Annotated in this window: 20 protein-coding genes and 1 pseudogene; 5 read left to right on the top strand and 16 right to left on the bottom strand. The window is 65.5% G+C overall.

Going from position 1 to position 22,811, the window contains the following annotated elements:
- Nucleotides 1-188 precede the first annotated feature (188 nt).
- Nucleotides 189-2,024: an acyl-CoA dehydrogenase gene (locus NM962_07425; protein UVO13888.1), complete on the bottom strand. Its 1,836-nt coding sequence runs from the start codon at nt 2,022-2,024 to the stop codon at nt 189-191.
- 258 nt (nt 2,025-2,282) lie between these two features.
- Here NM962_07425 and NM962_07420 point away from each other — a divergent pair, with 258 nt between their 5' ends.
- The 3 genes from NM962_07420 (at nt 2,283) to NM962_07410 (ending at nt 4,817) form a co-directional block, all read left to right on the top strand.
- Entirely contained in the window at nt 2,283-2,777 is a 495-nt protein-coding gene (locus NM962_07420; protein UVO14597.1) for a flavin reductase family protein, read from the top strand.
- Nucleotides 2,778-2,841: 64 nt separating this feature from the next.
- Nucleotides 2,842-3,711 (top strand): inositol monophosphatase, encoded by an 870-nt coding sequence (locus tag NM962_07415; protein ID UVO13887.1) that lies wholly within the window; start codon nt 2,842-2,844, stop codon nt 3,709-3,711.
- 236 nt (nt 3,712-3,947) lie between these two features.
- Nucleotides 3,948-4,817 carry an aldo/keto reductase gene (locus NM962_07410; protein UVO13886.1) on the top strand — a complete coding sequence of 290 codons (870 nt, stop codon included), beginning with the start codon at nt 3,948-3,950 and terminating at the stop codon, nt 4,815-4,817.
- Nucleotides 4,818-4,819: 2 nt separating this feature from the next.
- Here the strand turns inward: NM962_07410 and NM962_07405 are convergent, their stop codons facing one another.
- From NM962_07405 to NM962_07385, 5 genes are all read right to left on the bottom strand, one after another.
- Nucleotides 4,820-5,575 carry a succinate dehydrogenase/fumarate reductase iron-sulfur subunit gene (locus tag NM962_07405; GenBank protein ID UVO13885.1) on the bottom strand — a complete coding sequence of 252 codons (756 nt, stop codon included), beginning with the start codon at nt 5,573-5,575 and terminating at the stop codon, nt 4,820-4,822.
- Nucleotides 5,575-7,494 (bottom strand): fumarate reductase/succinate dehydrogenase flavoprotein subunit, encoded by a 1,920-nt coding sequence (locus tag NM962_07400; protein ID UVO13884.1) that lies wholly within the window; start codon nt 7,492-7,494, stop codon nt 5,575-5,577. Before NM962_07400 ends, NM962_07405 begins: the two co-directional genes overlap by 1 nt.
- Nucleotides 7,495-7,528: 34 nt before the next feature.
- Nucleotides 7,529-8,353 carry a hypothetical protein gene (locus tag NM962_07395; protein ID UVO13883.1) on the bottom strand — a complete coding sequence of 275 codons (825 nt, stop codon included), beginning with the start codon at nt 8,351-8,353 and terminating at the stop codon, nt 7,529-7,531.
- A 70-nt stretch (nt 8,354-8,423) separates the two neighbouring features.
- Entirely contained in the window at nt 8,424-8,720 is a 297-nt protein-coding gene (locus tag NM962_07390; protein ID UVO13882.1) for a hypothetical protein, read from the bottom strand.
- Nucleotides 8,721-8,885: 165 nt separating this feature from the next.
- Nucleotides 8,886-9,365 (bottom strand): Hsp20/alpha crystallin family protein, encoded by a 480-nt coding sequence (locus tag NM962_07385; protein ID UVO13881.1) that lies wholly within the window; start codon nt 9,363-9,365, stop codon nt 8,886-8,888.
- Between the two features lie 220 nt (nt 9,366-9,585).
- Here NM962_07385 and nirB point away from each other — a divergent pair, with 220 nt between their 5' ends.
- Nucleotides 9,586-12,153: a nitrite reductase large subunit NirB gene (gene nirB / locus NM962_07380; protein UVO13880.1), complete on the top strand. Its 2,568-nt coding sequence runs from the start codon at nt 9,586-9,588 to the stop codon at nt 12,151-12,153.
- On the top strand, nt 12,147-12,518 hold the full coding sequence (gene nirD, locus NM962_07375) for a nitrite reductase small subunit NirD (protein ID UVO14596.1): 372 nt from the start codon (nt 12,147-12,149) through the stop codon (nt 12,516-12,518). Before nirB ends, nirD begins: the two co-directional genes overlap by 7 nt.
- 6 nt (nt 12,519-12,524) lie before the next feature.
- Here nirD and NM962_07370 read toward each other — a convergent pair whose 3' ends face one another.
- The 10 genes and pseudogenes from NM962_07370 to NM962_07325 all read right to left on the bottom strand — a co-directional run bounded on the left by NM962_07370 (nt 12,525) and on the right by NM962_07325 (nt 22,806).
- The gene (locus tag NM962_07370) at nt 12,525-13,658 is read right to left on the bottom strand and encodes a uroporphyrinogen-III synthase (protein UVO13879.1); all 1,134 of its coding nucleotides are present in this window, start codon (nt 13,656-13,658) and stop codon (nt 12,525-12,527) included.
- A gap of 1 nt (nt 13,659) precedes the next feature.
- A complete protein-coding gene (locus tag NM962_07365) occupies nt 13,660-15,045 on the bottom strand; it encodes a NarK/NasA family nitrate transporter (GenBank protein ID UVO13878.1) in 1,386 nt (461 codons plus the stop codon).
- Nucleotides 15,046-15,280: 235 nt separating this feature from the next.
- Nucleotides 15,281-15,973, bottom strand: a complete 693-nt coding sequence (locus NM962_07360) for a sirohydrochlorin chelatase (protein UVO13877.1) — start codon at nt 15,971-15,973, stop codon at nt 15,281-15,283.
- Nucleotides 15,970-16,260, bottom strand: a pseudogene (locus tag NM962_07355) (winged helix-turn-helix domain-containing protein). Before NM962_07355 ends, NM962_07360 begins: the two are co-directional and overlap by 4 nt.
- 100 nt (nt 16,261-16,360) lie before the next feature.
- Nucleotides 16,361-17,755, bottom strand: a complete 1,395-nt coding sequence (locus NM962_07350; GenBank protein ID UVO13876.1) for a NarK/NasA family nitrate transporter — start codon at nt 17,753-17,755, stop codon at nt 16,361-16,363.
- Nucleotides 17,756-17,982: 227 nt separating this feature from the next.
- Nucleotides 17,983-19,206 (bottom strand): sodium-dependent bicarbonate transport family permease, encoded by a 1,224-nt coding sequence (locus tag NM962_07345; protein UVO13875.1) that lies wholly within the window; start codon nt 19,204-19,206, stop codon nt 17,983-17,985.
- A 445-nt stretch (nt 19,207-19,651) separates the two neighbouring features.
- Nucleotides 19,652-20,197 (bottom strand): GNAT family N-acetyltransferase, encoded by a 546-nt coding sequence (locus NM962_07340; protein UVO13874.1) that lies wholly within the window; start codon nt 20,195-20,197, stop codon nt 19,652-19,654.
- 9 nt (nt 20,198-20,206) lie between these two features.
- On the bottom strand, nt 20,207-21,100 hold the full coding sequence (locus NM962_07335; GenBank protein UVO14595.1) for a 5-oxoprolinase/urea amidolyase family protein: 894 nt from the start codon (nt 21,098-21,100) through the stop codon (nt 20,207-20,209).
- Between the two features lie 5 nt (nt 21,101-21,105).
- Nucleotides 21,106-21,762 carry a carboxyltransferase domain-containing protein gene (locus NM962_07330; protein ID UVO13873.1) on the bottom strand — a complete coding sequence of 219 codons (657 nt, stop codon included), beginning with the start codon at nt 21,760-21,762 and terminating at the stop codon, nt 21,106-21,108.
- A 96-nt stretch (nt 21,763-21,858) separates the two neighbouring features.
- The gene (locus tag NM962_07325; GenBank protein UVO13872.1) at nt 21,859-22,806 is read right to left on the bottom strand and encodes an ABC transporter substrate-binding protein; all 948 of its coding nucleotides are present in this window, start codon (nt 22,804-22,806) and stop codon (nt 21,859-21,861) included.
- Nucleotides 22,807-22,811 lie beyond the last annotated feature (5 nt).

Raw genomic sequence — 22,811 nt, 5'->3', positions numbered from 1 at the left:
TCGGCGGCCACCGACCTCGGGCCCCCGCCGCGCAGCTCTTGCTGGCGACCGCCTTGCGTCCTCGGATCGTGCCGATATGTTACGGCCAGCCTGTCGCGCGTCGGGGTAGCCCGCGGTGAAGCATCCGCTCTCATGCAGCAGGCCCCCAAGGGGTCTCCCCGGGGGCCTGCGCAGTCTGTGCTTGGCGTTTAGAACGCCGCTTCGTCGAGCTCCATGATGTCGTTGTCGATGTTCTCGATCACCGAGCGAGTGCTGGTCAACAGCGGCAGGAAGTTCTTGGTGAAGAACGACGCCACCGCGATCTTGCCCTCGTAGAAGGAGCGGTCGGCACCCTCGGCGCCAGTGTCGAGCTTCTCCACCGCCACCGCGGCCTGGCGGGCCAGCAGCCAGCCGATCATCAGGTCGCCGACGCTCATCAGGAAGCGCACCGAACCCAGGCCGACCTTGTAGATGCTGGAGATGTCCTCCTGCGCGGCCATCAGGTAGCCGGTCAGCGTCGCCGCCATGCCCTGCACGTCGGCCAGCGCGGTGGCCAGCAGTTCCCGCTCGGCCTTCAGCCGTCCGTTGCCGGTCTCGTTCTTGATGAACGCCTCGATCTCGCCCGCGACATGGCCCAGCGCGGCGCCCTTGTCGCGGATGATCTTGCGGAAGAAGAAGTCCTGCGCCTGAATCGCGGTGGTGCCTTCGTAGAGCGAGTCGATCTTGGCGTCCCGGATGTACTGCTCGATCGGGTAGTCCTGCAGGAAGCCCGAGCCGCCCAGGGTCTGCAGGCTCTCGGTGAGCTTGGCGTAGGCCTGCTCGGAGCCGACACCCTTGACGATGGGCAGCATCAGGTCGTTGATCCGGACGGCCAGGTCGGCGTCCACGCCGTGCAGCGTCTTGGCGACCGCGGCGTCCTGGAAGGTGGCGGTGTACATGTACAGCGCCCGCAGGCCCTCGGCGTAGGCCTTCTGGGTCATCAGGGATCGACGGACGTCCGGGTGGTGGGTGATGGTGACCCGTGGTGCAGACTTGTCGGTCATCTGGGTCAGGTCGGCCCCCTGCACCCGCTCCTTGGCGTACTCGAGCGCGTTGAGGTAGCCGGTGGACAGCGTGGCGATGGCCTTGGTGCCCACCATCATCCGGGCCTGCTCGATGACCTCGAACATCTGCGCGATGCCGTTGTGCACGTCGCCGACCAGCCAACCCTTGGCCGGCACCCCGTGCTGGCCGAAGGTCAGCTCACAGGTGGCCGAAACCTTCAGGCCCATCTTGTGCTCGACATTGGTGACGAACGCGCCGTTGCGCTCACCGAGCTCACCGGTCTCGAAGTCGAACAGGAACTTCGGCACGAAGAACAGCGACAGGCCTTTGGTGCCCGGCTTGGCGCCCTCGGGGCGGGCCAGCACCAGGTGGAAGATGTTCTCGAACAGGTCGTCGGAGTCAGCCGAGGTGATGAACCGCTTGACGCCGTCGATGTGCCAGGAGCCGTCCTCTTGCTGGACGGCCTTGGTGCGACCGGCGCCCACGTCCGAGCCGGCGTCCGGCTCGGTCAGCACCATGGTCGAACCCCAACCACGCTCGGCGGCGAGGATGGCCCACTTCTTCTGCTCTTCGGTGGCGATGTTGTAGAAGATGTTGGCGAAGCCGGCACCGCCGCCGTACATCCACACCGCCGGGTTGGCGCCCAGGATGTGCTCCTGGAGCGACCACATCAGAACCTTGGGCATCGGTACGCCGCCCAGCTCCTCAATGACCCCGACCCGGTCCCAGCCGCCCTCCAGATTGGCGCGCACGGACTTCTTGAAGGACTCGGGCAGCGTCACCGAGTGGGTGGCCGGGTCGAACACCGGCGGGTTGCGGTCGCCATCGACGAAGGACTCCGCGATCGGGCCCTCGGCAAGGCGGACCATCTCGGAAAGCATTTCTTGAGCGGTGTCGACGTCCAGGTCGGCGTAGTCGCCTTCGCCGAAGACGCGGTCCAGGCCCAGCACCTCGAACAGGTTGAACACCTGGTCACGGACATTGCTCTTGTAGTGGCTCACTACTTCCTCCTCATGGAATGCCACCTGTGGTTGGGTACTCAGGCTTAAGTTACCCACCAGTAACGTAACCTGAAATATACTCGCCAGTAGCCATAGTGCAAGCTGATGTGAGCTACGTCCTTTAAACGGGTAACCAACCGGTTGGTGTCGGGCTCGAAATGCGGTCGTTGGCGGCTGATCTGCCGAGGTGGGGGGCGGCGGGTAGGGTTCTGGGCGACCAGACCAGTCGATGCGAATGAGTCCCCGGTGAATCCCCACGTGAGTTCCGCGAGCAACTTGACCCCGTTGACCCCGTCGTCGCTACGGGAGGCTTTCGGGCATTTCCCGTCCGGAGTGGTGGCGGTGGCAGCCGAGATCGATGGTGTTCGGGTCGGCTTGGCGGCCAGCACCTTCGTGCCGGTCTCGCTAGAGCCGCCGTTGGTGTCCTTCTGCGTGCAGAACACCTCGACGACGTGGCCAAAGCTCAAGGACTCGCCCCGGCTGGGCATCAGCGTGCTCGGCGAGGCGCACGACGTGGCGGCGCGCACCCTGGCTGCCAAGACCGGTGATCGGTTCGCTGGGCTGGAGACGGTGACCAACGACGGCGCGGTGTTCATCAAGGGCACCGGCGTATGGCTGGGCAGCTCGATCGAGCAGCTGGTGCCCGCCGGAGACCACACCATCGTGGTGCTGCGGGTCTGCGAATTGACCGTCGATCCGCAGATCGCGCCGATCGTGTTCCACCGCAGCAGTTTTCGCCGCCTCGGAGGCTGAGGCCCGGGCCGCAGTGAGCGTGCCGGGGGTGCGATAACCCCCGCCGGTGTGCTGCTATGGGCAGATGGCGCCCCTGCGTAGCGACCCCATGCAGTTGAGGACCACCGCCGAGACGCTGGTGGCCGAAGCCGCCGCCTTCGCCCGGCGTCGACGCGCCGAGGTGTTCGGCGCCGAAAAGGTCGAGTCGTCCTCCGGCCTGGTCCAGACGAAAAGCAGTCCGACCGATCCGGTGACCGTGGTCGACACCGAGACCGAGAGCTTCATCCGAGATCGACTGAGCCGGCTGCGGCCCGGTGATGCGGTGCTGGGCGAGGAAGGTGGAGGGTCCGGCGACGTCTCCAGTGTTGAACCGGGTGTCGTCACCTGGGTGGTTGACCCGATCGACGGCACGGTGAACTTCATGTACGACGTCCCGGCCTACGCGGTTTCGGTGGCAGCGCAGATCGGCGGGGTCTCGGTGGCCGGCGCGGTTGCCGACGTAGTGGGCAACCGGATCTATTCAGCCGGTGCCGGGTTGGGCGCCCGAGTGACCGACCAACAGGGAACCGCTGGTCTGCGCTGCACCGATGTCAGCGAGCTGGCCCTGGCGCTGCTGGGCACCGGGTTCGGCTATTCGCCCCGGCGCCGGGCCGCCCAGGCGGCGTTGCTTGCCCGGCTGCTACCGGAAGTGCGCGATGTACGCCGGATCGGATCGGCCGCGCTGGACCTGTGCATGGTGGCTGCCGGGCGGCTGGACGCGTACTACGAGCATGGGATCAAGCCGTGGGACTATGCCGCCGGAGCACTGATCGCGGTCGAGGCCGGCGCACGCGTGGTGCTGCCTGGCCCGGAGATCGACAGCGGCGACGTATGTGTTGCGGCGGCGCCGGGTATCGCGGATGCCTTGATCGCAATGCTGCAGCGTGAAGGTGGCTGGCCCGCTATTGCCCAATAGCTGACCCGCGGAGCATTGTGAGCGGGTTCACTTCGCGGCCGATTTATTGCCTATCACTTGTTGACCACCATTCGACGGCATCGGTAGAACGGGACGTGCAGAAGCTCTGAATCCTCTGCGGTCGCATCGACGCGGCAATCGCCAGCTAGGTGAAAACTGGCTATTAGCAGCTGGTTTCCCAGCTGATCGACACGTAACTAGTGATGGCAACGTAACGGAGTGTGTAGGTCTAAAAGATGACGCTTTCATTCGAGTTGGAATCCGCCGCAGATACTTCAATGTCGATTCCCCAGGTGGCCCTCAACGATGAGGTGCCAATGCCCGTGTTGGGTCTGGGAGTCGCCAAATTGTCCGACGAGCAGACCGAGGCATCGGTGCTGGCAGCCCTGGAAAGCGGGTGCCGGCTCATCGACACCGCCGCGTCCTACGGAAACGAAGCAATCGTGGGGCGGGCGATCGAGGCCTCCGGTGTTCCGCGTTCCGAGCTGTTCGTCAGCACCAAGTTGGGCACGTCCAGCCAGGGCTACTCCGCTGCTAAGCAGGCCTGCCAGCGCAGCCTGGAACAGCTCGGACTGGACTACCTCGACATGTATTTGATTCATTGGCCGGCACCGCAGCTGGGCAAATACGTGGAGAGCTTCGAAGCGATGATCGAGGCCCGCGACGCCGGCCTGGTGCAGTCGGTCGGGGTCTGCAACTTCACCGAGGAACACCTGACCGAGGTGATCGACGAGACCGGCGTGACCCCGGCGATCAACCAGATCGAACTGCATCCGCGGCTCAACCAGGCCGAACTCCGCGACGTCAACGCCAACCGCGAAATCGTCACCCAGTCCTACAGCCCGCTGGGCGTGGGACGGTTGCTCGATGACCCCGCGGTGACAGCACTGGCGAGCGCCCACGGGCGCACGGCGGCACAGATCTTGATCCGATGGAATCTGCAGTGCGGCAACGCGGTGATCTCACGGTCCGGGAATCCAGAGCGGGTTGCGGCGAATCTCGACGTGTTCGAGTTCGAGCTGTCCGAGGCTGATATGGCCACCCTGGACGGCCTGCACGACGGCACCCGGGTGTTACACGACCCGATGACGTTCTTGGGGACCTAGCGTCAGTCCGCCTTGCGACGAAAGATCTTTCGGCCGAGCCAGACCACCGGGTCATAGCGGTTCCCGACCACCCGTTCCTTCATCGGGATGATCGCGTTATCGGTGATCGTGATGTGCTCTGGGCAGACCTCGGTGCAGCACTTGGTGATGTTGCACAGTCCGAGGCCGGCGTCGTCCTGGGCGAAGTCACGCCGGTCGGCGGCGTCCAGCGGGTGCATGTCCAACTCTGCGAGCCGGATGAACATCCGCGGCCCGGAGAACCGTGGCTTGTTCTCCTCGTGGTCCCGGATGACGTGGCAGACGTTCTGGCACAGGAAGCACTCGATGCACTTGCGGAACTCCTGGGAGCGCTCCACATCCACCTGTTGCATCCGGTACTCGCCGGGCTTGAGATCAGCCGGGGGCTTGAAAGCCGGCATTTCCCGGGCTTTTTGGTAGTTGAACGAGACATCGGTGACCAGGTCGCGAATCACTGGGAAGGTCCGCACCGGGGTCACGGTGATCGTCTCATCCGGGGCGAACGTCGACATCCGCGTCATGCACAGCAGTCGCGGGAGTCCGTTGATCTCCGCCGAACACGATCCGCACTTGCCGGCCTTGCAGTTCCAGCGCACCGCCAGATCCGGGGTCTGGGTGGCCTGCAGGCGGTGGATGACATCGAGCACCACCTCGCCCTCGTTGACCTCGACCTCGAAATCCTGAAGTCCACCGCCATCAACGTCACCGCGCCAGACTCGCAGGTGGGCGTTGTGTGTCATTACGCTCTCCGTCCCGGATGTTGCGCCAGCTCTTGGTCGGTGTAGTACTTCTCCAGTTCGGAGATCTCGAACAGCTCCAGCAGGTCCTCGCGCATCCCCGGCTGCGGTTCGCGGGTGATGGTGATGTCGGGTACGGCACTGTCGTCGGCGACCCGGCAGACCAGCAGGGTCTTGCGCCAGCCCGAGTCCATGCCCGGATGGTCGTCGCGGGTGTGGCCGCCGCGGCTCTCGGTGCGCTGCAGCGCAGCCTTGGCCACGCACTCACTGACCAGCAGCATGTTGCGCAGGTCGACGGCCAGGTTCCAGCCCGGGTTGTACTCCCGGCCGCCCTCGACGGCCACGGCGGCGAACCGGTCCTTGAACTCCTCCAGCCGGGTCAGCGCCTGTTCCAGCTCACCGGCGTTGCGGATGATGCCCACTAGGTCGTTCATCGACTGCTGAAGCTCGGAGTGCAGCGTGTAGGGGTTCTCCGGCGTGCGGCCACCGGCCGGAGTGGCGAACGGCGCCAGCGCCAGTTCGGCTGCGGCCTCCAGGGCCGCCGGTGTCACCGCCGGGCGAGTGCTCAGACCCTGCACGTACTGTGCGGCGCCCAAACCGGCTCGCCGGCCGAACACCAGCAGGTCCGAGAGGGAGTTGCCGCCCAGCCGGTTGGAACCGTGCATGCCGCCGGAGCATTCGCCGGCGGCGAAGAGGCCGGGCACTGCCGCCGCGCCGGTGTCCGGGTCGACTTCGATGCCCCCCATCACGTAGTGGCAGGTGGGGCCGACTTCCATTGCGTCCTTGGTGATGTCGACCTCGGCGAGCTGCATGAACTGGTGGTACATCGAGGGCAGTCGGCGCTTGATCTCCTCCGGCGTCAGCCGAGAGGCGATGTCGAGGAACACCCCGCCGTGCGGCGAACCGCGTCCGGCCTTGACTTCGGAGTTGATGGCGCGGGCCACCTCGTCACGCGGCAGCAGGTCCGGGGTGCGGCGGGCCGAGTCGTTGTCCTTGAGCCACTGATCGGCCTCTTGCTCGGTCTCGGCGTACTGACCCTTGAACACCGGCGGGATGTAGTCGAACATGAACCGGGTGCCGTCGGAGTTCTTGAGCACTCCGCCGTCGCCGCGCACGCCCTCGGTGACCAGGATCCCCTTGACGCTGGGAGGCCACACCATCCCGGTCGGGTGGAACTGGACGAACTCCATGTTGATCAGCGTCGCGCCGGCTCGCAGCGCCAGGGCGTGGCCGTCGCCGGTGTACTCCCAGGAGTTCGACGTCACCTTGAACGACTTGCCGATGCCGCCGGTGGCCAACACCACTGCCGGCGCTTCGAACAACACGAAGTTGCCGCTTTCCCTCCAGTAGCCGAAGGCGCCCGAAATAGCGCCGGTTGCTTCGTCTTTGAGCAGTTCGGTGATGGTGCACTCGTGGAAGATCTTGATCCGGGCCTCGTAGTCACCGAACTCGGCGTAGTCGTCCTGCTGCAGCGAGACCACTTTCTGCTGCATGGTGCGGATCAACTCCAGGCCGGTGCGGTCTCCGACATGGGCCAACCGCGGATAGGTGTGGCCGCCGAAATTGCGCTGATTGATCTTTCCGTCGGGGGTGCGGTCGAACAGCGCGCCATAGGTCTCCAACTCCCAGACCCGCTCGGGTGCTTCGCGGGCGTGCAGTTCGGCCATCCGCCAGTTGTTGAGGAACTTCCCGCCGCGCATGGTGTCGCGGAAGTGCACCTGCCAGTTGTCCTTGGAGTTGACGTTGCCCATTGACGCGGCGCAACCACCCTCGGCCATCACGGTGTGCGCCTTGCCGAACAGCGACTTACACACCACCGCAACGCTCAGGCCCTGCTCGCGGGCTTCGATCACCGCGCGCAGGCCAGCGCCCCCGGCACCGATCACGACCACGTCGTAGGAGTGCCGTTCGACTTCAACCATGAATTCTCGCTAACCCTTCGTGTGATCGTGGCACTTAGCCGACGAACCGGAAATCGGTGATGATGCCGCTGGACACCAGGGCAACGTAAAGGTCGGTGAATGCCAGCGTGCCCAGGGTGATCCAGGCGAACTGCTGGTGGCGGCCGTTGAACCAGCTGATCTTCGTCCAGAACCAGTAGCGGACCGGGTGTTTGGAGAAGTGGTTGAGGCGACCGCCGAATACGTGCCGGCAAGAGTGGCAGCCGCCGGTATAGGCCCAGAGCATCGCCACGTTCGCGAACAGCACGATGTTGCCCACGCCGAAGCCGAACCCACCAGGCCCGTCGTCGGAGTGCAGCGCGGCGAACGCGTCATAGGTATTGAGTGCGGCCAGTGCGAACGCGGCGTAGAAGAAATAGCGGTGGCTGTTCTGCAGGATCAGCGGGAAGCGGGTCTCGCCGGTGTAGTGGGCGCGGGGTTCGGGAACCGCGCAGGCCGTCGGCGACTGCCAGAAGGCGCGGTAGTAGGCCTTCCGGTAGTAGTAGCAGGTGAGCCGGAAGCACAGCAGGAAGGGCAATACCAATGCCCCCAAGGGAATCCACCGAGGGAACTCCGGCAACCAGACGCCCAGGTGGCTTGAGCCGGGTACGCATGACGCGCTGATGCACGGCGAGTAGAACGGCGTCAGGTAGTGGTACTTGTCAACCCAGTAGGCGCTGCCCCAGAACGACCGGATGGTCGCGTAGATGATGAACGCGTCCAGTCCGAGGTTCACCCGCAGCGGCGACAGCCACCACCGGTCGGTGCGCAGCGTGCGGTTCGCGATCCGTGCGCGAGTCGCCGAGAAGACGCCGGGACGGTTCACGGCGGGTGCGCTCATTCTGGTGGGGTTCCCTTCGGCTCAGTTCGTCGGAGGGCGCCCCTTGGCCGCAAGCAGCACCCGGTGTGGGTCAGTACCTGCCTTGGCCGCCGACGCCTTCGTCGTCGACGTCGCGCCAGAATTCGCTGTCGTATTCGGTGTCAGGGATGGTGATCTTCTCGTGCGACCGTTCGGCCGCCCAGCGCTCCAAGTCCATCTCTCCGGCATCGGATTCGAGGAGCTGAACGTCGGTGAGGATGCGCTCCGCATCGAGTTCGATGCGGCGCATTCCGGGAATGTCGCCAAACCGGGTCTTCAGCCCCAGCACGCAACGCCGCAGGTCACCAATCAGGGTGTGCAGTTCGGCGAGTTCGGTAGTGCTCGACACCAGACCTCCTCGGGTGGTACGGATCACAGTACGTTCACCCGATGCTAGTCACATGAGGAACGGAACGTGAGACAGATCACGTTGTGCGCATGACGTCTTGGATGCCGAAAACCCCCACACACGGGCGTGTGCAGGGGTTTTCGGGCCGGTCGGCGCCTGGCTGGCTTACTTGGTGATGGCGATGGACTGCGGTTGAGTGCCCGCGTACGCGCCGGCTACTCGTACCGTCAGTACGCCGGCGTCATACGTCGCCGTCACGGCTTCGCTGGTGACGTGCGTCGGGACCGCGAACGAGCGGCGGAATGCGCCGTAGCGCACCTCGCGCAGCGTGCGGTGGGTGTCGGCGTCGGTCTCGGCGTGCTCGTCGCGGCGTTCGCCGCGCACCACCAGGTGATCGCCGTCGAGTTCGACCGTCACGTCCTTGTCGACGTCGATGCCCGGCAGTTCCAACCGGACCACCGCGTCGTCGCCGTCCTTGGTGATCTCAGCGGCCGGCCGGAATCCGGTCGCGCCGGGCGCCTGCCAGTCACTGGCCGTGGCCGGGCTGAAGAAGTCGCGGACCCAACGGTCGGTGTTGAAGGCGGGGCTGAAGGGGTGGCTTGAATGGGCCTTGAATGGACGCTGCCACAGAGTCAGGGTGCTCATGGGTTGTCTCCTTGTGGTGGTTGCGCGCGTGCCGGTCGGGTACCGGTCCGTCACCGGATAGAACTTGAGTCAACCGCGCTAAAGTTCCGTGTTCGCCGTGGGTGAACGAGCACTTCAGAATGGGCGGGCGTGAGGGGCCTCACAGGCCCGTGAGCAGACCGTCACATGCTTGTAACGTATGGCGATATTCCCGCAATATCGGCTTCCTAGCCTCTTTTTCATGACCACGATCGAAACCCCGCGCGCCGTGAAAGACCTTGTCGTGGTCGGCCATGGCATGGTGGGGCACCGCTTCGTGGAGGCTCTGCGCAGCCGGTCCGGCGGCGGAAGCTGGCGGGTCACGGTGCTCGCCGAGGAGTCCGATCCCGCCTACGACCGCGTCGGGTTGACCTCCTACACCGACGGGTGGGACCGGTCCCGGCTGGCGCTGCCGGGCAATGACTACGCCGATGACGAGCAAGTGCGGCTGATGCTGAGCACCCGGGTTGAGAAGGTCGACCTGGCCGACAAGTCGGTGCTCGCCGTGGATGGACAGCGTTACGGCTACGACACCCTGGTGCTGGCGACCGGCTCGCGCGCGTTCGTCCCCCCGGTGCCAGGCCACGATCTGCCCGGCTGCCACGTCTACCGGACCCTGGACGATCTGGACGGAATCCGGGCCGACATCGAGTGCATGCTCGAAACCGGTAACACCCGAGCCGGAGTGGTGATCGGTGGCGGGCTGCTGGGCCTGGAGGCCGCCAACGCGCTGCGTGCATCGGGGATCGAGCCGCACATCGTCGAGATGGCGCCGCGGCTGATGCCGCAACAGCTCGACGACGCCGGCGGTGTCCTGCTGAGCCGGATGATCTCGGACCTGGGCATCGCGGTGCACGTCGGCGTGGGTACCGAGTCCATCGAGCAACTGACCCACCAATACGGTTCACCGACCCTGCGGGTAAAACTCTCCGACGGCAACGCGATTGAGGCCGGACTGGTGATTTTCGCCGCGGGGGTGCGCCCGCGTGACGAACTGGCTCGTGAGGCCGGCCTGACGATCGCCGAGCGTGGCGGCGTGTTGACCGATCTGTGCTGCCGGACCAGCGATTCCGACGTGTACGCGATCGGCGAGGTGGCGGCCATCGAGGGTGTCTGCTACGGATTGGTCGGGCCCGGCTACACCAGCGCCGAGGTGGTCGCCGACCGCCTGCTCGAGGGTGTGGCCGAATTCGGCGAGGCGGACATGTCCACCAAGCTCAAGCTGCTCGGTGTCGACGTGGCCAGCTTCGGCGACGCGATGGGGGCGACCGAGAACTCACTGTCGGTCGTGATCAACGATCCGGTGAAGCGGACCTACGCCAAGCTGGTGCTCTCCGACGACGCCAAGACCCTGCTCGGCGGGATCCTGGTCGGCGACGCATCTTCCTACGGTGTGCTGCGTCCGATGGTCGGCGCCGAGCTGCCTGGCGACCCTTTGGACCTGATTGCCCCGGCCGGCTCCGGCGACAGCAAGAGTGCACTGGGGATCAGTGCGCTGCCTGGGGCGGCGCAGATCTGTTCCTGCAACAACGTCAGCAAAGACCAGCTGTGCGACGCCATCGCCGGCGGCTGCCACGACGTGCAAAGCCTCAAGGACTGCACCAAGGCGGGAACCTCGTGTGGATCCTGCATTCCGCTGCTCAAGGAGTTGCTGGTCGCCGAGGGCGTCGAGCAGTCCAAGGCGCTGTGCGAACACTTCGCTCAGTCGCGCGCGGAGCTCTTCGAGATCGTCCAGGTCACCGGAATCCGCACCTTCTCCGAGCTGCTGGAGCGGTTTGGCACGGGCCACGGCTGTGACATCTGCAAGCCCACCGTCGCCTCCATCCTGGCGTCCACCGGATCCGACCACATCCTTGAGGGCGAGCAGGCGGCTCTGCAGGACACCAACGACCATTTCCTCGCCAACATTCAGCGCAATGGCAGCTACTCAGTGGTTCCGCGGGTGCCCGGCGGCGAGATCAAGCCCGAGCATCTGATCCTGATCGGCCAGATCGCCCAGGAATTCGGCCTTTACACCAAGATCACCGGCGGGCAGCGCATTGACATGTTCGGTGCACGGGTGGATCAGCTGCCCGCGATCTGGCGCAAGCTGGTGGATGCCGGCATGGAATCCGGTCAGGCGTATGGCAAGTCGTTGCGGACAGTGAAGAGCTGTGTGGGCAGCGACTGGTGCCGCTACGGGCAGCAGGACTCCGTGAAGATGGCCATCGATCTGGAGCTGCGCTACCGAGGACTGCGCGCACCGCACAAGATCAAGATGGGCGTCTCGGGCTGCGCGCGCGAGTGCGCCGAGGCGCGCGCCAAAGACGTCGGTGTGATCGCGACCGAGATCGGTTGGAATCTCTACGTCGGCGGCAACGGCGGTATGTCGCCCAAGCATGCCCAGCTGCTCGCCAGTGACCTCGACACCGAGACCGTATTTCGCTACATCGACCGGTTCCTGATGTTCTACATCCGCACCGCCGATCGGTTGCAGCGCACCGCGCCCTGGATCGAGACGATGGAAGGTGGACTCGACCACGTCCGCGAGGTCGTCTGCGACGACTCGCTCGGGCTGGCAGAGGAATTCGAAGCGGAGATGGCCCGCCACGTCGACAACTACACCGACGAGTGGAAGGGCGTCCTGGACGACCCGGAGAAGCTGTCGCGATTCGTCTCGTTCGTCAACGCCCCCGACGCCGAAGACCCCACCGTCGCGTTCACCGTGCGCGACGGCCGCAAGATCCCGTTACCCGTCCCGGTCGTGCGCTCATCGAAGGAGGAATCATGAGCACCAGCAACATCGACACTTGGACCACCGCCTGCCGCTACGACAGTCTGATTCCCGGACTCGGCGTGGGCGTCTTGCTCGCCAACGGTGAGCAGGCGGCATTGTTCCGGCTTGACGACGGCTCGGTCCGCGCGGTCTGCAACATCGACCCGTTCTTCCGGGCAGGGGTGATGTCCCGTGGGATCGTCGGTGACCGCGGCGGCCGGCTTTCGGTCATCTCCCCGCTGAAGAAGCAGGCGTTTGCCTTCGATGACGGCAGTTGCCTGGATGACCCGAGCGTGTCGGTGCGGGTTTACCCGACTCGGATCAGCGAAGACGGCTATGTGCAGGTCGGGCAGGCTGTCGCGGAACGGGCCGTCGCCTAGCCGGGCCTAGCCCGCTTCCTGGCCTACCTGGTCCACGGCCAGGCGATACCCCCGCTTGACAACGGTGGCGACAATGCTCTTGTCGCCCAGAGTGGTTCGTAGCCTCAGGACGGCGGTTTCTACCGCGTGGGTGCTGGCACCGTTGCCGGGCAGCGCTTCGAGCAGGGTCTGCCGCGAGACGACACGCCCGGGCTGATGAGCCAGCGCCCGCAGCGTGGCCATACTTGAGGGCGCCATCGGCTTGGCCACCCCGTCGATTATCACGCAACTGCCACGCAGTTCGATTCGATGGCCGGCGGCTTGGACGGTGTGGGTGCGCAGCCGCGGCAGCTCGTCGATGATGTGACGAGCTAACGCCCCCAAGCGCATTCGTCGCGGCGACGAGGTCGGGACGTTCAGCAGTGCCAGCGGCCGGGCAGTCAACGGTCCGACGCACATCGCGTGTACGTCGGACCGCAGAGCGAGAAGCAGCGCCTCGGAGATACCGAGGTCGGCGGCACGAGCGAGTGTTGCCATCACGGCGGCAGCCGAGGTGAAGCTGACCGCGTCGAATTGGCGCTGGGCGATCTGCGAGGTGAGTTGGTCGAATTCCCCACCGGGGTGGGCAGGCCGCCATCGGTAGACGGGGATGGAAAGCACTTCGGCTCCCGCTCCGCGAAACTGGTCGAGCAGCTCGGGGGCGGGATCCCAGTCGCCGGTAGTGCCGTGCAGCTGTACTGCCATGCGAGCCCCGGCGATATCAGACTTCAGGTAATCGACCATCGCGTCTGACGACTCGGATTCGGGCGACCACTCCTCAGGCAGGCCCACGGTGCGCAACGCGCCGACTGCCTTCGGCCCCCTGGCCACGATGCGGGCGGTGGTCAGGGCGGCGATCAGCCGGTCGGCGATGCCCCACCCTTCGGCCGCAGCGATCCAGCCGCGAAAGCCCATGGCGGTCGTCACAACCAGGACATCTGGCGGTGTCTCGATCAATGCTTCGGTACGCCCGCGCAGAACGACATCGTCGGTCAAGTCGATCATGGTGATAGCTGGCGCTGCGAAGACCGAAGCGCCATGGCGCCGCAGCAGGGTGCAGAGCTCGTCAGCGCGGCGCGCTGACGTCACCGCGACCCGATAGCCGCTCAGCGAAGTGGACACCTTACGCCGGCGCCAACACGGCCTGGTGGGCCGGTTGCGGGGCGAAGAACGGCCGACGTACATACCTCAGCCAGGTCAGCGCCGCAGCACCGACATAACCCACCAGGAAGATCCAGAACGCCGTGGTAGCCGAGCCGCTGGTGATATACGACTGGCGCAGCGCCAGATTGATTCCTACGCCGCCCAACGCGCCGATTGCGCCGGCAAAGCCGATCAGCGCCCCCGACATGGCCCGCGCCCAGTGCCGACGGTCGCTCTCGTGCATACCCATTCGGTGACTGCGGGCCTCGAAGACCGACGGAATCATCTTGTACACGGAGCCATTGCCGATTCCGGACACGATAAACAGCGCCACGAAGCCGATGACGTAGCCCACCATGGCGGGGCCGGACGTGGGACCGGTGCCCAGGGTGCTCACGGCGACGAGCAACCCGGAGGCTGCGAACATGCCCCCGAAGGCAGCCAGGGTGACGCGGCTGCCGCCGAGCCGATCGGCGAGGCGCCCGCCGAAGATCCGCGACAACGACCCCAAAAGCGGGCCCAAAAACGCTATCTGGGCAGCGTGCAACGAGGCCTGAGCGGGACTCTGGCCGCCGCTGACAAAGTTGATCTGCAACACCTGGCCGAAGGCGAACGAAAACCCGATGAAAGAACCGAACGTGCCGATGTAGAGCAGTGCGACGATCCACGTGTCGAGTTCTGGAAGGATCGCACGCATGGCCGTCAGGTCTGCCCTTTGACCGTCGAGATTGTCCATGAAAAGTGCTGCGCCGATCGCGGCCACCGCGAGGACCACCAGATAGATCGCACACACCCAATACGGTTCGCGGTTACCCACGGTGGCCAGCACCGCCAAGCCGACCAGCTGGACCAGCGGAACGCCCAGGTTGCCGCCTCCGGCATTGACCGCCAGCGCCCAGCCCTTGAGTCGATGTGGGTAGAAGGCATTCACGTTGGTCATTGAGGCGGCAAAGTTGCCCCCGCCCAGGCCGGTCAGGGCCGCGCACACCAGGTAAGGCCAGAGCGGCAGTCCCGGATTGGCCAGCAGGCCCATCATCCCGATGGTCGGGATCAACAGCACCAGCGCGGAGAAGATCGTCCAGTTGCGCCCGCCGAAGGCCGCGGTGGCCAGCGAATACGGTATGCGCAGCAGGCCGCCGGCGAGGGTGGCGGTGGCTGCCAGCAGGAACTTGTCGCCGGCGCTGAAGCCGTACACCGACTGGGGCATGAACAGCACCATTACCGACCAGATCGACCAGATTGAAAAGCCGGCGTGCTCAGCAACTGTCGACCAGATCAGGTTGCGCCGCGCAATCTTGTCGTTGCCGGCCTTCCAGGCCACGGTGTCTTCGGGATCCCACTGGGTAATCAGGTGTGAACGTGCCATGTGGTCACGGTAGAAATCTTTCGTTACCGCAATGCTGCAGGAGATGACTCAGCCGTGAACTTTTCCTCACGGCGCTCAAGGTCGCGTGTGAGGCGCAGATCGGGTCCGAGGAGGGGCAGGAGGCAGCGCAGCTCGCCGATCAACACGGCAGGCACAGAAAGGAATTCACAGTGACCGTGTCGGTCCGAAGTTTGAACGGATGTTTGAACCGATGCAGATTGTTTCCGAAAGCGGGTTATCGCACCGGAATCCGCGTGTGAGCGGTGATGAATCGGTCGGCTACGACTCGGGCGATCCCGGGATGCGTGCCCAGCGGCTCGGTCACCAGATCCGCGCCGGCGTTGTGCAGGCGGCGCTGAAAAAGACCGTCGGCCAGTAGGTACGACGCGATCACGACGCGTGACGCTCCTTGTCGGTACAGGTCGTCGACGGCCTCGGGAACGCTGGGCCCGCCGGTAGCGGCGAAAGCCACTGTGACGGGCGATCCGATCATTCCGGACACCATCTGCGCTGCGTGCTTGACGTCGGTCTGCGCGACCGGGTCTGAGGAACCGGCCGCAGCGAGGACCACCGAGTCGCCGGGGCGCCAGCCTGATTGGGTCAGCCGCGCGGCGACCACCGCGGCGACACGAGCGTCGGGTCCCAGTGCCGGAGTGATCGTGACGTCGGGGTGACCGCTAGTGGCAACCTGGGTGGGAACGTCTACGCCCACGTGGTATCCGCGGGCCAGGAAGGCGGGGACGAGGATGGCCGGGCACCCGTTTTCGGCTTCAGCGGCGAGGATCTCGGCCGGGCTGGGGCCCAGTACGTCCACGAATGCCACTCTGACCGGTTGTGCCAGCAGGGCGCTGACCCGTTCGGCGAGTTCGCCGATCATGACGACTCCGTCGGGCTGACGGGTGCCGTGCGCGACAAGTATGGGGATCATGCGGCGCCCTGCTCGCTGTCGACGGCGAGTCGGTACCCCCGCTTGACCACCGTGGCGACGATCTGGCTGTCACCCAGCGCTGTTCGCAGTCTCAGCACGGCAGACTCGACGGCGTGCATGCTGTTGCCACGTCCCGGGAGGGCGCGCAGCAAGGCGTCCCGGGCGACGACGTTGCCCGGACGGTGCGCCAGGACGCGCAGGGCGGCCAGGCCGGCTGGAGAGACCGGCTTGACCATCCCATCCACCAGGACCCGACTCTCCTCGATCTCGATACGGTGACCGGCGGCATAGACGGCGGTACTCATGTATAAGATTTAGCCCCAGTCGATTTCATTGGTGTTACCGAGCGATTTCGGAACCGTTGCCCTATGTAGCCCGTGTTCCAGGTCACGCCGAGATCTTCTCGGTGTCGACCGGAACTGGGCCGCTTTGGGTGCCTCGCGGCCGGCGGACGTACATCACCCAGGTCAAACCCGCAGCGGCGCAGTATGACGCCAGAAAGACCCAGAATGCCGGCGTCTCTGATCCGGAGCTGGCGTAAGCCTGACGCAGGATCAGGTTGATGGCGACCCCGCCGAGTGCGCCGACTGCGGTGGAGAACCCGATCAAGGCGCCGGAATGTGAACGCGCCCAATGCCGGCGCTCGGTTTCGTTGGCGTCCAGCGAGCGACTGCGGGCCTCGAAGATTGACGGGATCATCTTCAACACCGATCCGTTGCCCATCCCGGCAAGGGTGAACAGCACCATGAAGGCGGCGATGTAGATCGCGATCGTCGATGTGGTTGCGTGGGTGGTGTGGTCGTCGGGGGTGGTGGCCGCGACCCGCACTGGGGACGCCAGGATCATGCCGAGGAACACCATCAGGGTGACGCGGCCCCCGCCGCGCCGGTCGGCCACCCGGCCGCCGTAGATGCGCGACAATGCGCCCAACAGTGGGCCCAGGAACGCGATTCGCGCGGCATAGAGCGACGCCTCGGCGGGGCTGTGGCCGGCCTTTTCGAAGGTGACGTGCAGCACTTGGGCGAATGCGAATGCGAAGCCGATGAACGAGCCGAACGCTGCGCAGTACAGCGCCGAGACGATCCAACTGTCCGGGACCGACAGGATCGACCGGATGCTGCCCACCTCTTCCATTCCATGGTCGAGGTTGTCCATCCACAGCGCGGCGCAGACGCCGACCGCGGCAAGCAGGACCAGATATATGGCGCAGACCAGTTCCGGCTTGGTGTTGCCGACGGTGGCCAGAACCAGGAGACCCACCAACTGGATGGCTGCCACCCCGAGGTTGCCGATCCCGCCGCACAGTCCGAGGGCGACGCCTTTGAGGCGCTGGGGGTAGAAGGCGTCGACGTTGGCCAATGAGGCGGCGTAGTTGCCGCCACCCAGGCCGGTCAGTGCGGCGCACACCATATACATCCACAGCGGTTGGCCGGGGTTGGCCAGCAACACGAGCGTCCCGGCGGTCGGAATCAGCAGAATCAGCGAGGAGAACACGGCCCAGTCGCGGCCGCCGAACTTCGCGGTTGCCCGCACGTACGGCACGCGAGCGCAGCCACCGACGAGCGTGGCAACCGCGGCCAGCAGCAGCTTGTCTCCGGGCTTGATGCCATACACCGACTCCGGCATAAACAGTACGACCACTGACCAGAGTGACCAGATGGAGAAGGCGACATGTGTGCTGACGGTGGACCAGATCAGGTTGCGCCGTGCGATGGCGGCATTGCCGGCCTTCCAGGCTGCACGGTCCTCAGGATCGAAATTGGTGATGTGGCCGTTCGTCATGCGATCTCCTCGGGCTCTGGGCCACCGCCGCGCGCAGAATCTCGCATCACGATGGACGGTGTGCGAAGGTACCTACCCGATCTGGCAAGTGACAGAGCAGAACCTGAAAATGCGGTGGGCGCACGGGCTGTGAGTGGCCCACATCACCTAATTGGCCGCGCGCACAGGATACTTCGCCTGGTTGATCGACCTACTGGAGAAGCGTTGCGTTCGGTTGGAACCTTCTGTCAGCTGACTGGAAGCCAGAGGTTGACGGCCTTCGCGATCTGCAGATACAGCGGTATCCCGATGGTCACGTTGTAGGAGAACGTCAGGCCCAGAGATGCGGCCAGCGGAACCGTCGGACTGGCTTCGGGGATCGCCATTCGCTGCACCGCCGGCACGGCGATGTAGGAAGCCGCACCACACAGCACTGCGAAGAGTACGTAGCTGCCGGCCTCGAAATGGGTGCCGGTGATTTGCGAGTAGGTGTGGATGATGAAAATTCCGGATATCGCAAAGAGGTTGGGCGCCAACAACCCAAAGGCAATCAGACCGCGTCCTGCCGACCGCAGGTCCTTAAGCTTGCGCGAGGCCGTCATCCCCATTTCGAGCAGGAAGAGGCACAGCATCCCCTGGAACGCGGTGACGAAGACGTGGTCACCGTCCTCAATGACCGAGGCACCCTGCAGGCGGCCGACGAAGCCGATAAGGATCCCACCGAACAGCAGGTAAAGCCCCGGGTTGAGAAGTACCTCTCGCAACAGCGCTCCGCTGGGCGGTGCCGAGGAGGTAGTCGGCGTCGGAGCGCTCGACTGGACGGGCTCTTGCCTTTCCAGCGCGAGGTCGATCTCGTCTTGGATGCCCTGATCGTGCCCCGTTGTGGTGCGTGCTCCGCTGGCCTGGGCGGTGGCGGTGACGAGTTGCCGGCTGGCTTTCTTGTTGTAGCCGGGCTCGTCGGCCATGTTGCCCTGCGCGTCCATTCCGCGTGCCCGCAACCGTGACACCAGGACCAGGGCCACGACGCAGCCCGGAATCTCCATGACGGCCAGCATCACCGGCATGTAAGCGTCGAACGCGATGTCCAGCGTGGCGAGCACGCCAAGGCAGGTGGCGAAAGTACCGGCCGAGTCCGACCCGTAATACCCGGCGACGGTGGCACGGTCGATGCGTCTCATCTTGGTCATTCGTGTCAGCAGCCAGTAGGCGACGAATCCGATGATCAAGTTGGTGGCGAAGCCCAGCACGATGAAGCCCAGGACACCACCGATGCTCGACGAGTCGATGGTCGCGAGCTCTTCACCGCCGTGCCAGCCGATGGCCAGCAGCAAATACAACGTCAAGCCCTGATACAGCACGTAGGGGAACTCGAATTGGATCTTCAGCAGCGGGATGAGGAAGCCCATGTAGAAGAAAAGCAACAGTGGCTTGAACAAGTTGTGGGTGAAGTTGTGCCAGAACTCGTACAGCATGAGGGTGCGTCTTTCGAGAGGGGGACCGGTCGGGGCCGGGGCAAGCCGTGACGGTCACACCATAAGGGCCACACGCGTTAGGCGTCGCCTCGAAGTCGGGCCCCTGCCACGATTGGCAGCAGAGTGGCAGGGAGTCACAAAATCCGGCCTCACGCCCGAAGCGCCGCCAAGTAGGGTGCGGGGCGCCGACGCGGCTAGCGCGCGGCGTATAGCCAGGTCAGGGCGCCGGAAACGTCTCGGTGGGGGGCGAACGGCTCCGGTGTGTGCGGTCGTGGGCCGGTTAGCCGGTGAGGTCGATGCAATATTAAGTTAACAATCAGTCTGGGCGACGCTTGAATCGCACGGCTGATTCTTATGAACACTCCAGGGTTCGCGTGTGATTTCGCCCGCGAACCGCTCGGCCACCGTGCATACGCCGGGTGTTTACCATCCGTTAACCGTTCGGCTACCAGACGTGACCGTCTCGCCAGTCGCACGTCAGCTCGGCGGTGACGTCCAGGTCGGTACCGACCGGCATGACGAACACCGTTCCGTCCGCCTCGGGGGTGCGCACCGGACCGGTCGGTGCCAAGACAGCCGTGGGCCCACGCCACAGCAACCATCCGCGCGCGGTGTAGAGCCGACGGCTGAAACTTGGCGAACTGAGGGCTCCGAGTTCGAACGCGCCGCGGATCACCTGTTCGCATGCCTCGAGTACCGCGGTGCCCAGGCCCCGCTCCCGGTGATCGGCCTGGACGGTGACGGCCTCTATATAGCCGCACCGCAGAGATCTGCCGCGATGGAGCAGTTGGCGCCGGATCACCGAGCCGTGGGCGATCAGGACGCCGTGGTGCCAGATCAATGCGTGCATGCCACCGAGCGCGTGCTGCCAATCGGCGTCGGACAGTGTGCCCCCGGAGGCTTCGGTGACCAGCCGATGCGCGCCGCGGCGGGTCTCGTCGTCCAGATCGCTGGTGTGGATCAGGCGGGCGGTATGAACCTGGCGGGGCACCCGACGGGCCTACCAGGCCGAGTGCGAGGCGGGGTGTTGGCGGGGCCGAGACCAGTGCATCCGTACGGTCTGCCCGGGCTGAACCTGGGCCAACGTGTCGATGTCCTCGTCGACCACCACCCCGACTACCGGGTAGGCGCCGGTCACCGGATGGTCAGGACCCAGGATTATCGGAAAGCCGTTGGGCAGGATCTGGATTGCGCCCCGGTCGACGCCCTCGGCGGGCAATTGCCTTTCCGGCCAACGGTATTCCAGCGGCATCCCCACCAACCGCATGCCGACGCGGTCGCTGCGGTTACTTACCAGCCAATTGGTGCGCACCATGATGTCGGGGTCGACGAACCAGTCGTCGCGTGGACCGGGTGTCACCCGCAACTCGACCACGTCGTCGGGGATGGTCGCCACCGGCGCCTGGTCGATCTCGGGAAAGTGGCCGGTCCGTTCGCCGATCCGCAGCACGTCGCCGTCACGCAACGGGGCGGGGCCGATCTCGCCCATCACGTCGTAACTGCGGGAACCCAGCACCGGGGTGACATCGATGCCGCCCCGTACCGCCAGATAGCTGCGCAGGCCCGACCGCGGCCTGCCCAAGGAGACCACCTGGCCGTCGCGGACGTGCTGAATGCTGTTGGTGCCGAAGCTGACTCCGTTGACATTCGGGTCGGTGTCGGCGCCGGTGACCGCGATGTCGATGTCTCCGCCGTGGACTCGCACGGACAGTCCGCCGAATGCCACCTCGATGGTGGCTCGATCGTCGGGATTGGCCAACAGCCGGTTGGCCAACTTGTGCGAGCGGCGGTCGGCGGCGCCGGAGCGGCTGACGCCGAGATGCCCCAACCCGGCCCGGCCCAGATCCTCGACCAGGGCCAGCGGGCCGGTGTGCAAAATTTCCAGGGTTGTCATGGCGGTCACGCAGCCCGGAATTGCACCGACATGCCCGGTGTGAACAGTGCCGGGGAGCAACGGTCCAGATCCCACAACACGGCGTCGGTGTGGCCGATCACCTGCCAGCCGCCGGGCCACTGGCGCGGATAGATGCCGCTGAACTGGCCGGCCAGTGCCACCGAGCCGGCCGGAACCGGACGCAGCTCGGCGCGGCGGGGCACCTGCAGCCTGGGGTCGCCGCCGAGCAGGTAAGCGAAGCCCGGAGTGGATCCGCCGAATCCCACCAACCAGGGCGTTGCGGTGTGGGCAGTGATGACCTGGGCGACGCTCAGGCCGGTGTGTTCGGCCACCTCGGTCAGATCCGGCCCGTCGTAGATGACGTCGACCACCACGTCTGCGGGTCCATCGGGGGCGCGCGTCTGGACGGCGTCCGGGTTGACGTCCAGGGTCGTCAGGCGGCGCCGGACACCGGCCCGGTACCTGGGCGCGGCCAGTTTCACCAATACCGTGTGGGACGCCGGGACGATGTCGACCACGCCGGGCAGCGCGGCGGAATGCAGCGCCGCGGTCCATGCCAGCACGTCGGTGGTGGAGTCGAACTGCAGCAGCAAGGCGCTGTCGCCGTAGTCGAGGATCACGTCGGTCTTGGTGAAATCCTGGAAATCCAATGCCACGCTCATGCCACGACCGTAGCCCCGAAAGACGCCAAATAGTGACGCAGAACACAATTCTGCGGGGTATGCCAGAGGGGTCTTACTGAACGCGCAGAGTTGGCCCTAACCGGTGATCTTGGCGATCAGCGCGGGTAGCTGCCCGGCCACCACCGGGTAGCTCAGCGGGGAGGCGAAGGCGATCGCGCCGGCCTGGTCTTTGGTTGTGAAGATGCTGCGTGACTCGAGCCCGGCGATGTCCGGATCGGCCAGCAGCGCCGTGCGCTCGCCGTCGCTCTCGGTAGTCCAGATCAGCACATCCACGCCGCCGAGCACGGATCGGATCCGCTCCTGCTCGATCAGCGCGGGCGCCTCGGCGACGGTCAACCCCATCTGGGTCAGAAACGCGGTTCGCCAGCCGCTGGCGGCGCTGACATTGCCCTGGTCCAGTCGGCCGGCCAGCAGCAGCACCTTCTTGCCCTTGAAGCCGGGGCGCGCAGCGGCGACGTCGGTGAACGTGCTGTCGACCCCGTCGATCAGCGACTGCATCTGCTGCCCGCGATGTACCGCTTTGCCGATGGCGGCGGACTGAACCTTCCAGGGCTCGAAGAAGGCGTCACCCCCCGACTGGGGCACGGTCGGCGCGATCGCCGACAGTTTCTGATAGGTGTCGGCATCCACCCCGGCGTTCGTCGCGATGATCAGATCCGGCTTGAGGTCGGCGATCTGGGTGACCGCGATCCCGTTGTCCAAGTCCAGCACCACCGGTTTGGCATCCCCGAGCTGTCGCTGCGCCCACGGCCACACCGCGAACGGCTGGTCGCCGAACCAGTTGGTCACTGCGATCGGGACAACACCGAGCGCTAGCAGGTCGTCCTGGCCGGTGTAGCCGGCACACACCACCCGGTTGGGCGGCTCCGGGACAGTGGTCTCACCGAAGATATGGGCGATGGTCACCGGTCCGGGTGCGCCGTCGTCGGGGTGCTCCTCCGACGAGCAGGACGCCAGAAGCGCGGTGGCACCGGCCGCGCCGCAGAGGCCGAAGAAACCGCGCCGGCTCCACTGGTCTCGCATGGCGT

This window comes from Mycobacterium sp. SVM_VP21 (assembly GCA_024758765.1).
Lineage (GTDB): Bacteria > Actinomycetota > Actinomycetes > Mycobacteriales > Mycobacteriaceae > Mycobacterium > Mycobacterium heraklionense_C.
This window is presented reverse-complemented; position numbering and strand designations above follow the sequence as displayed.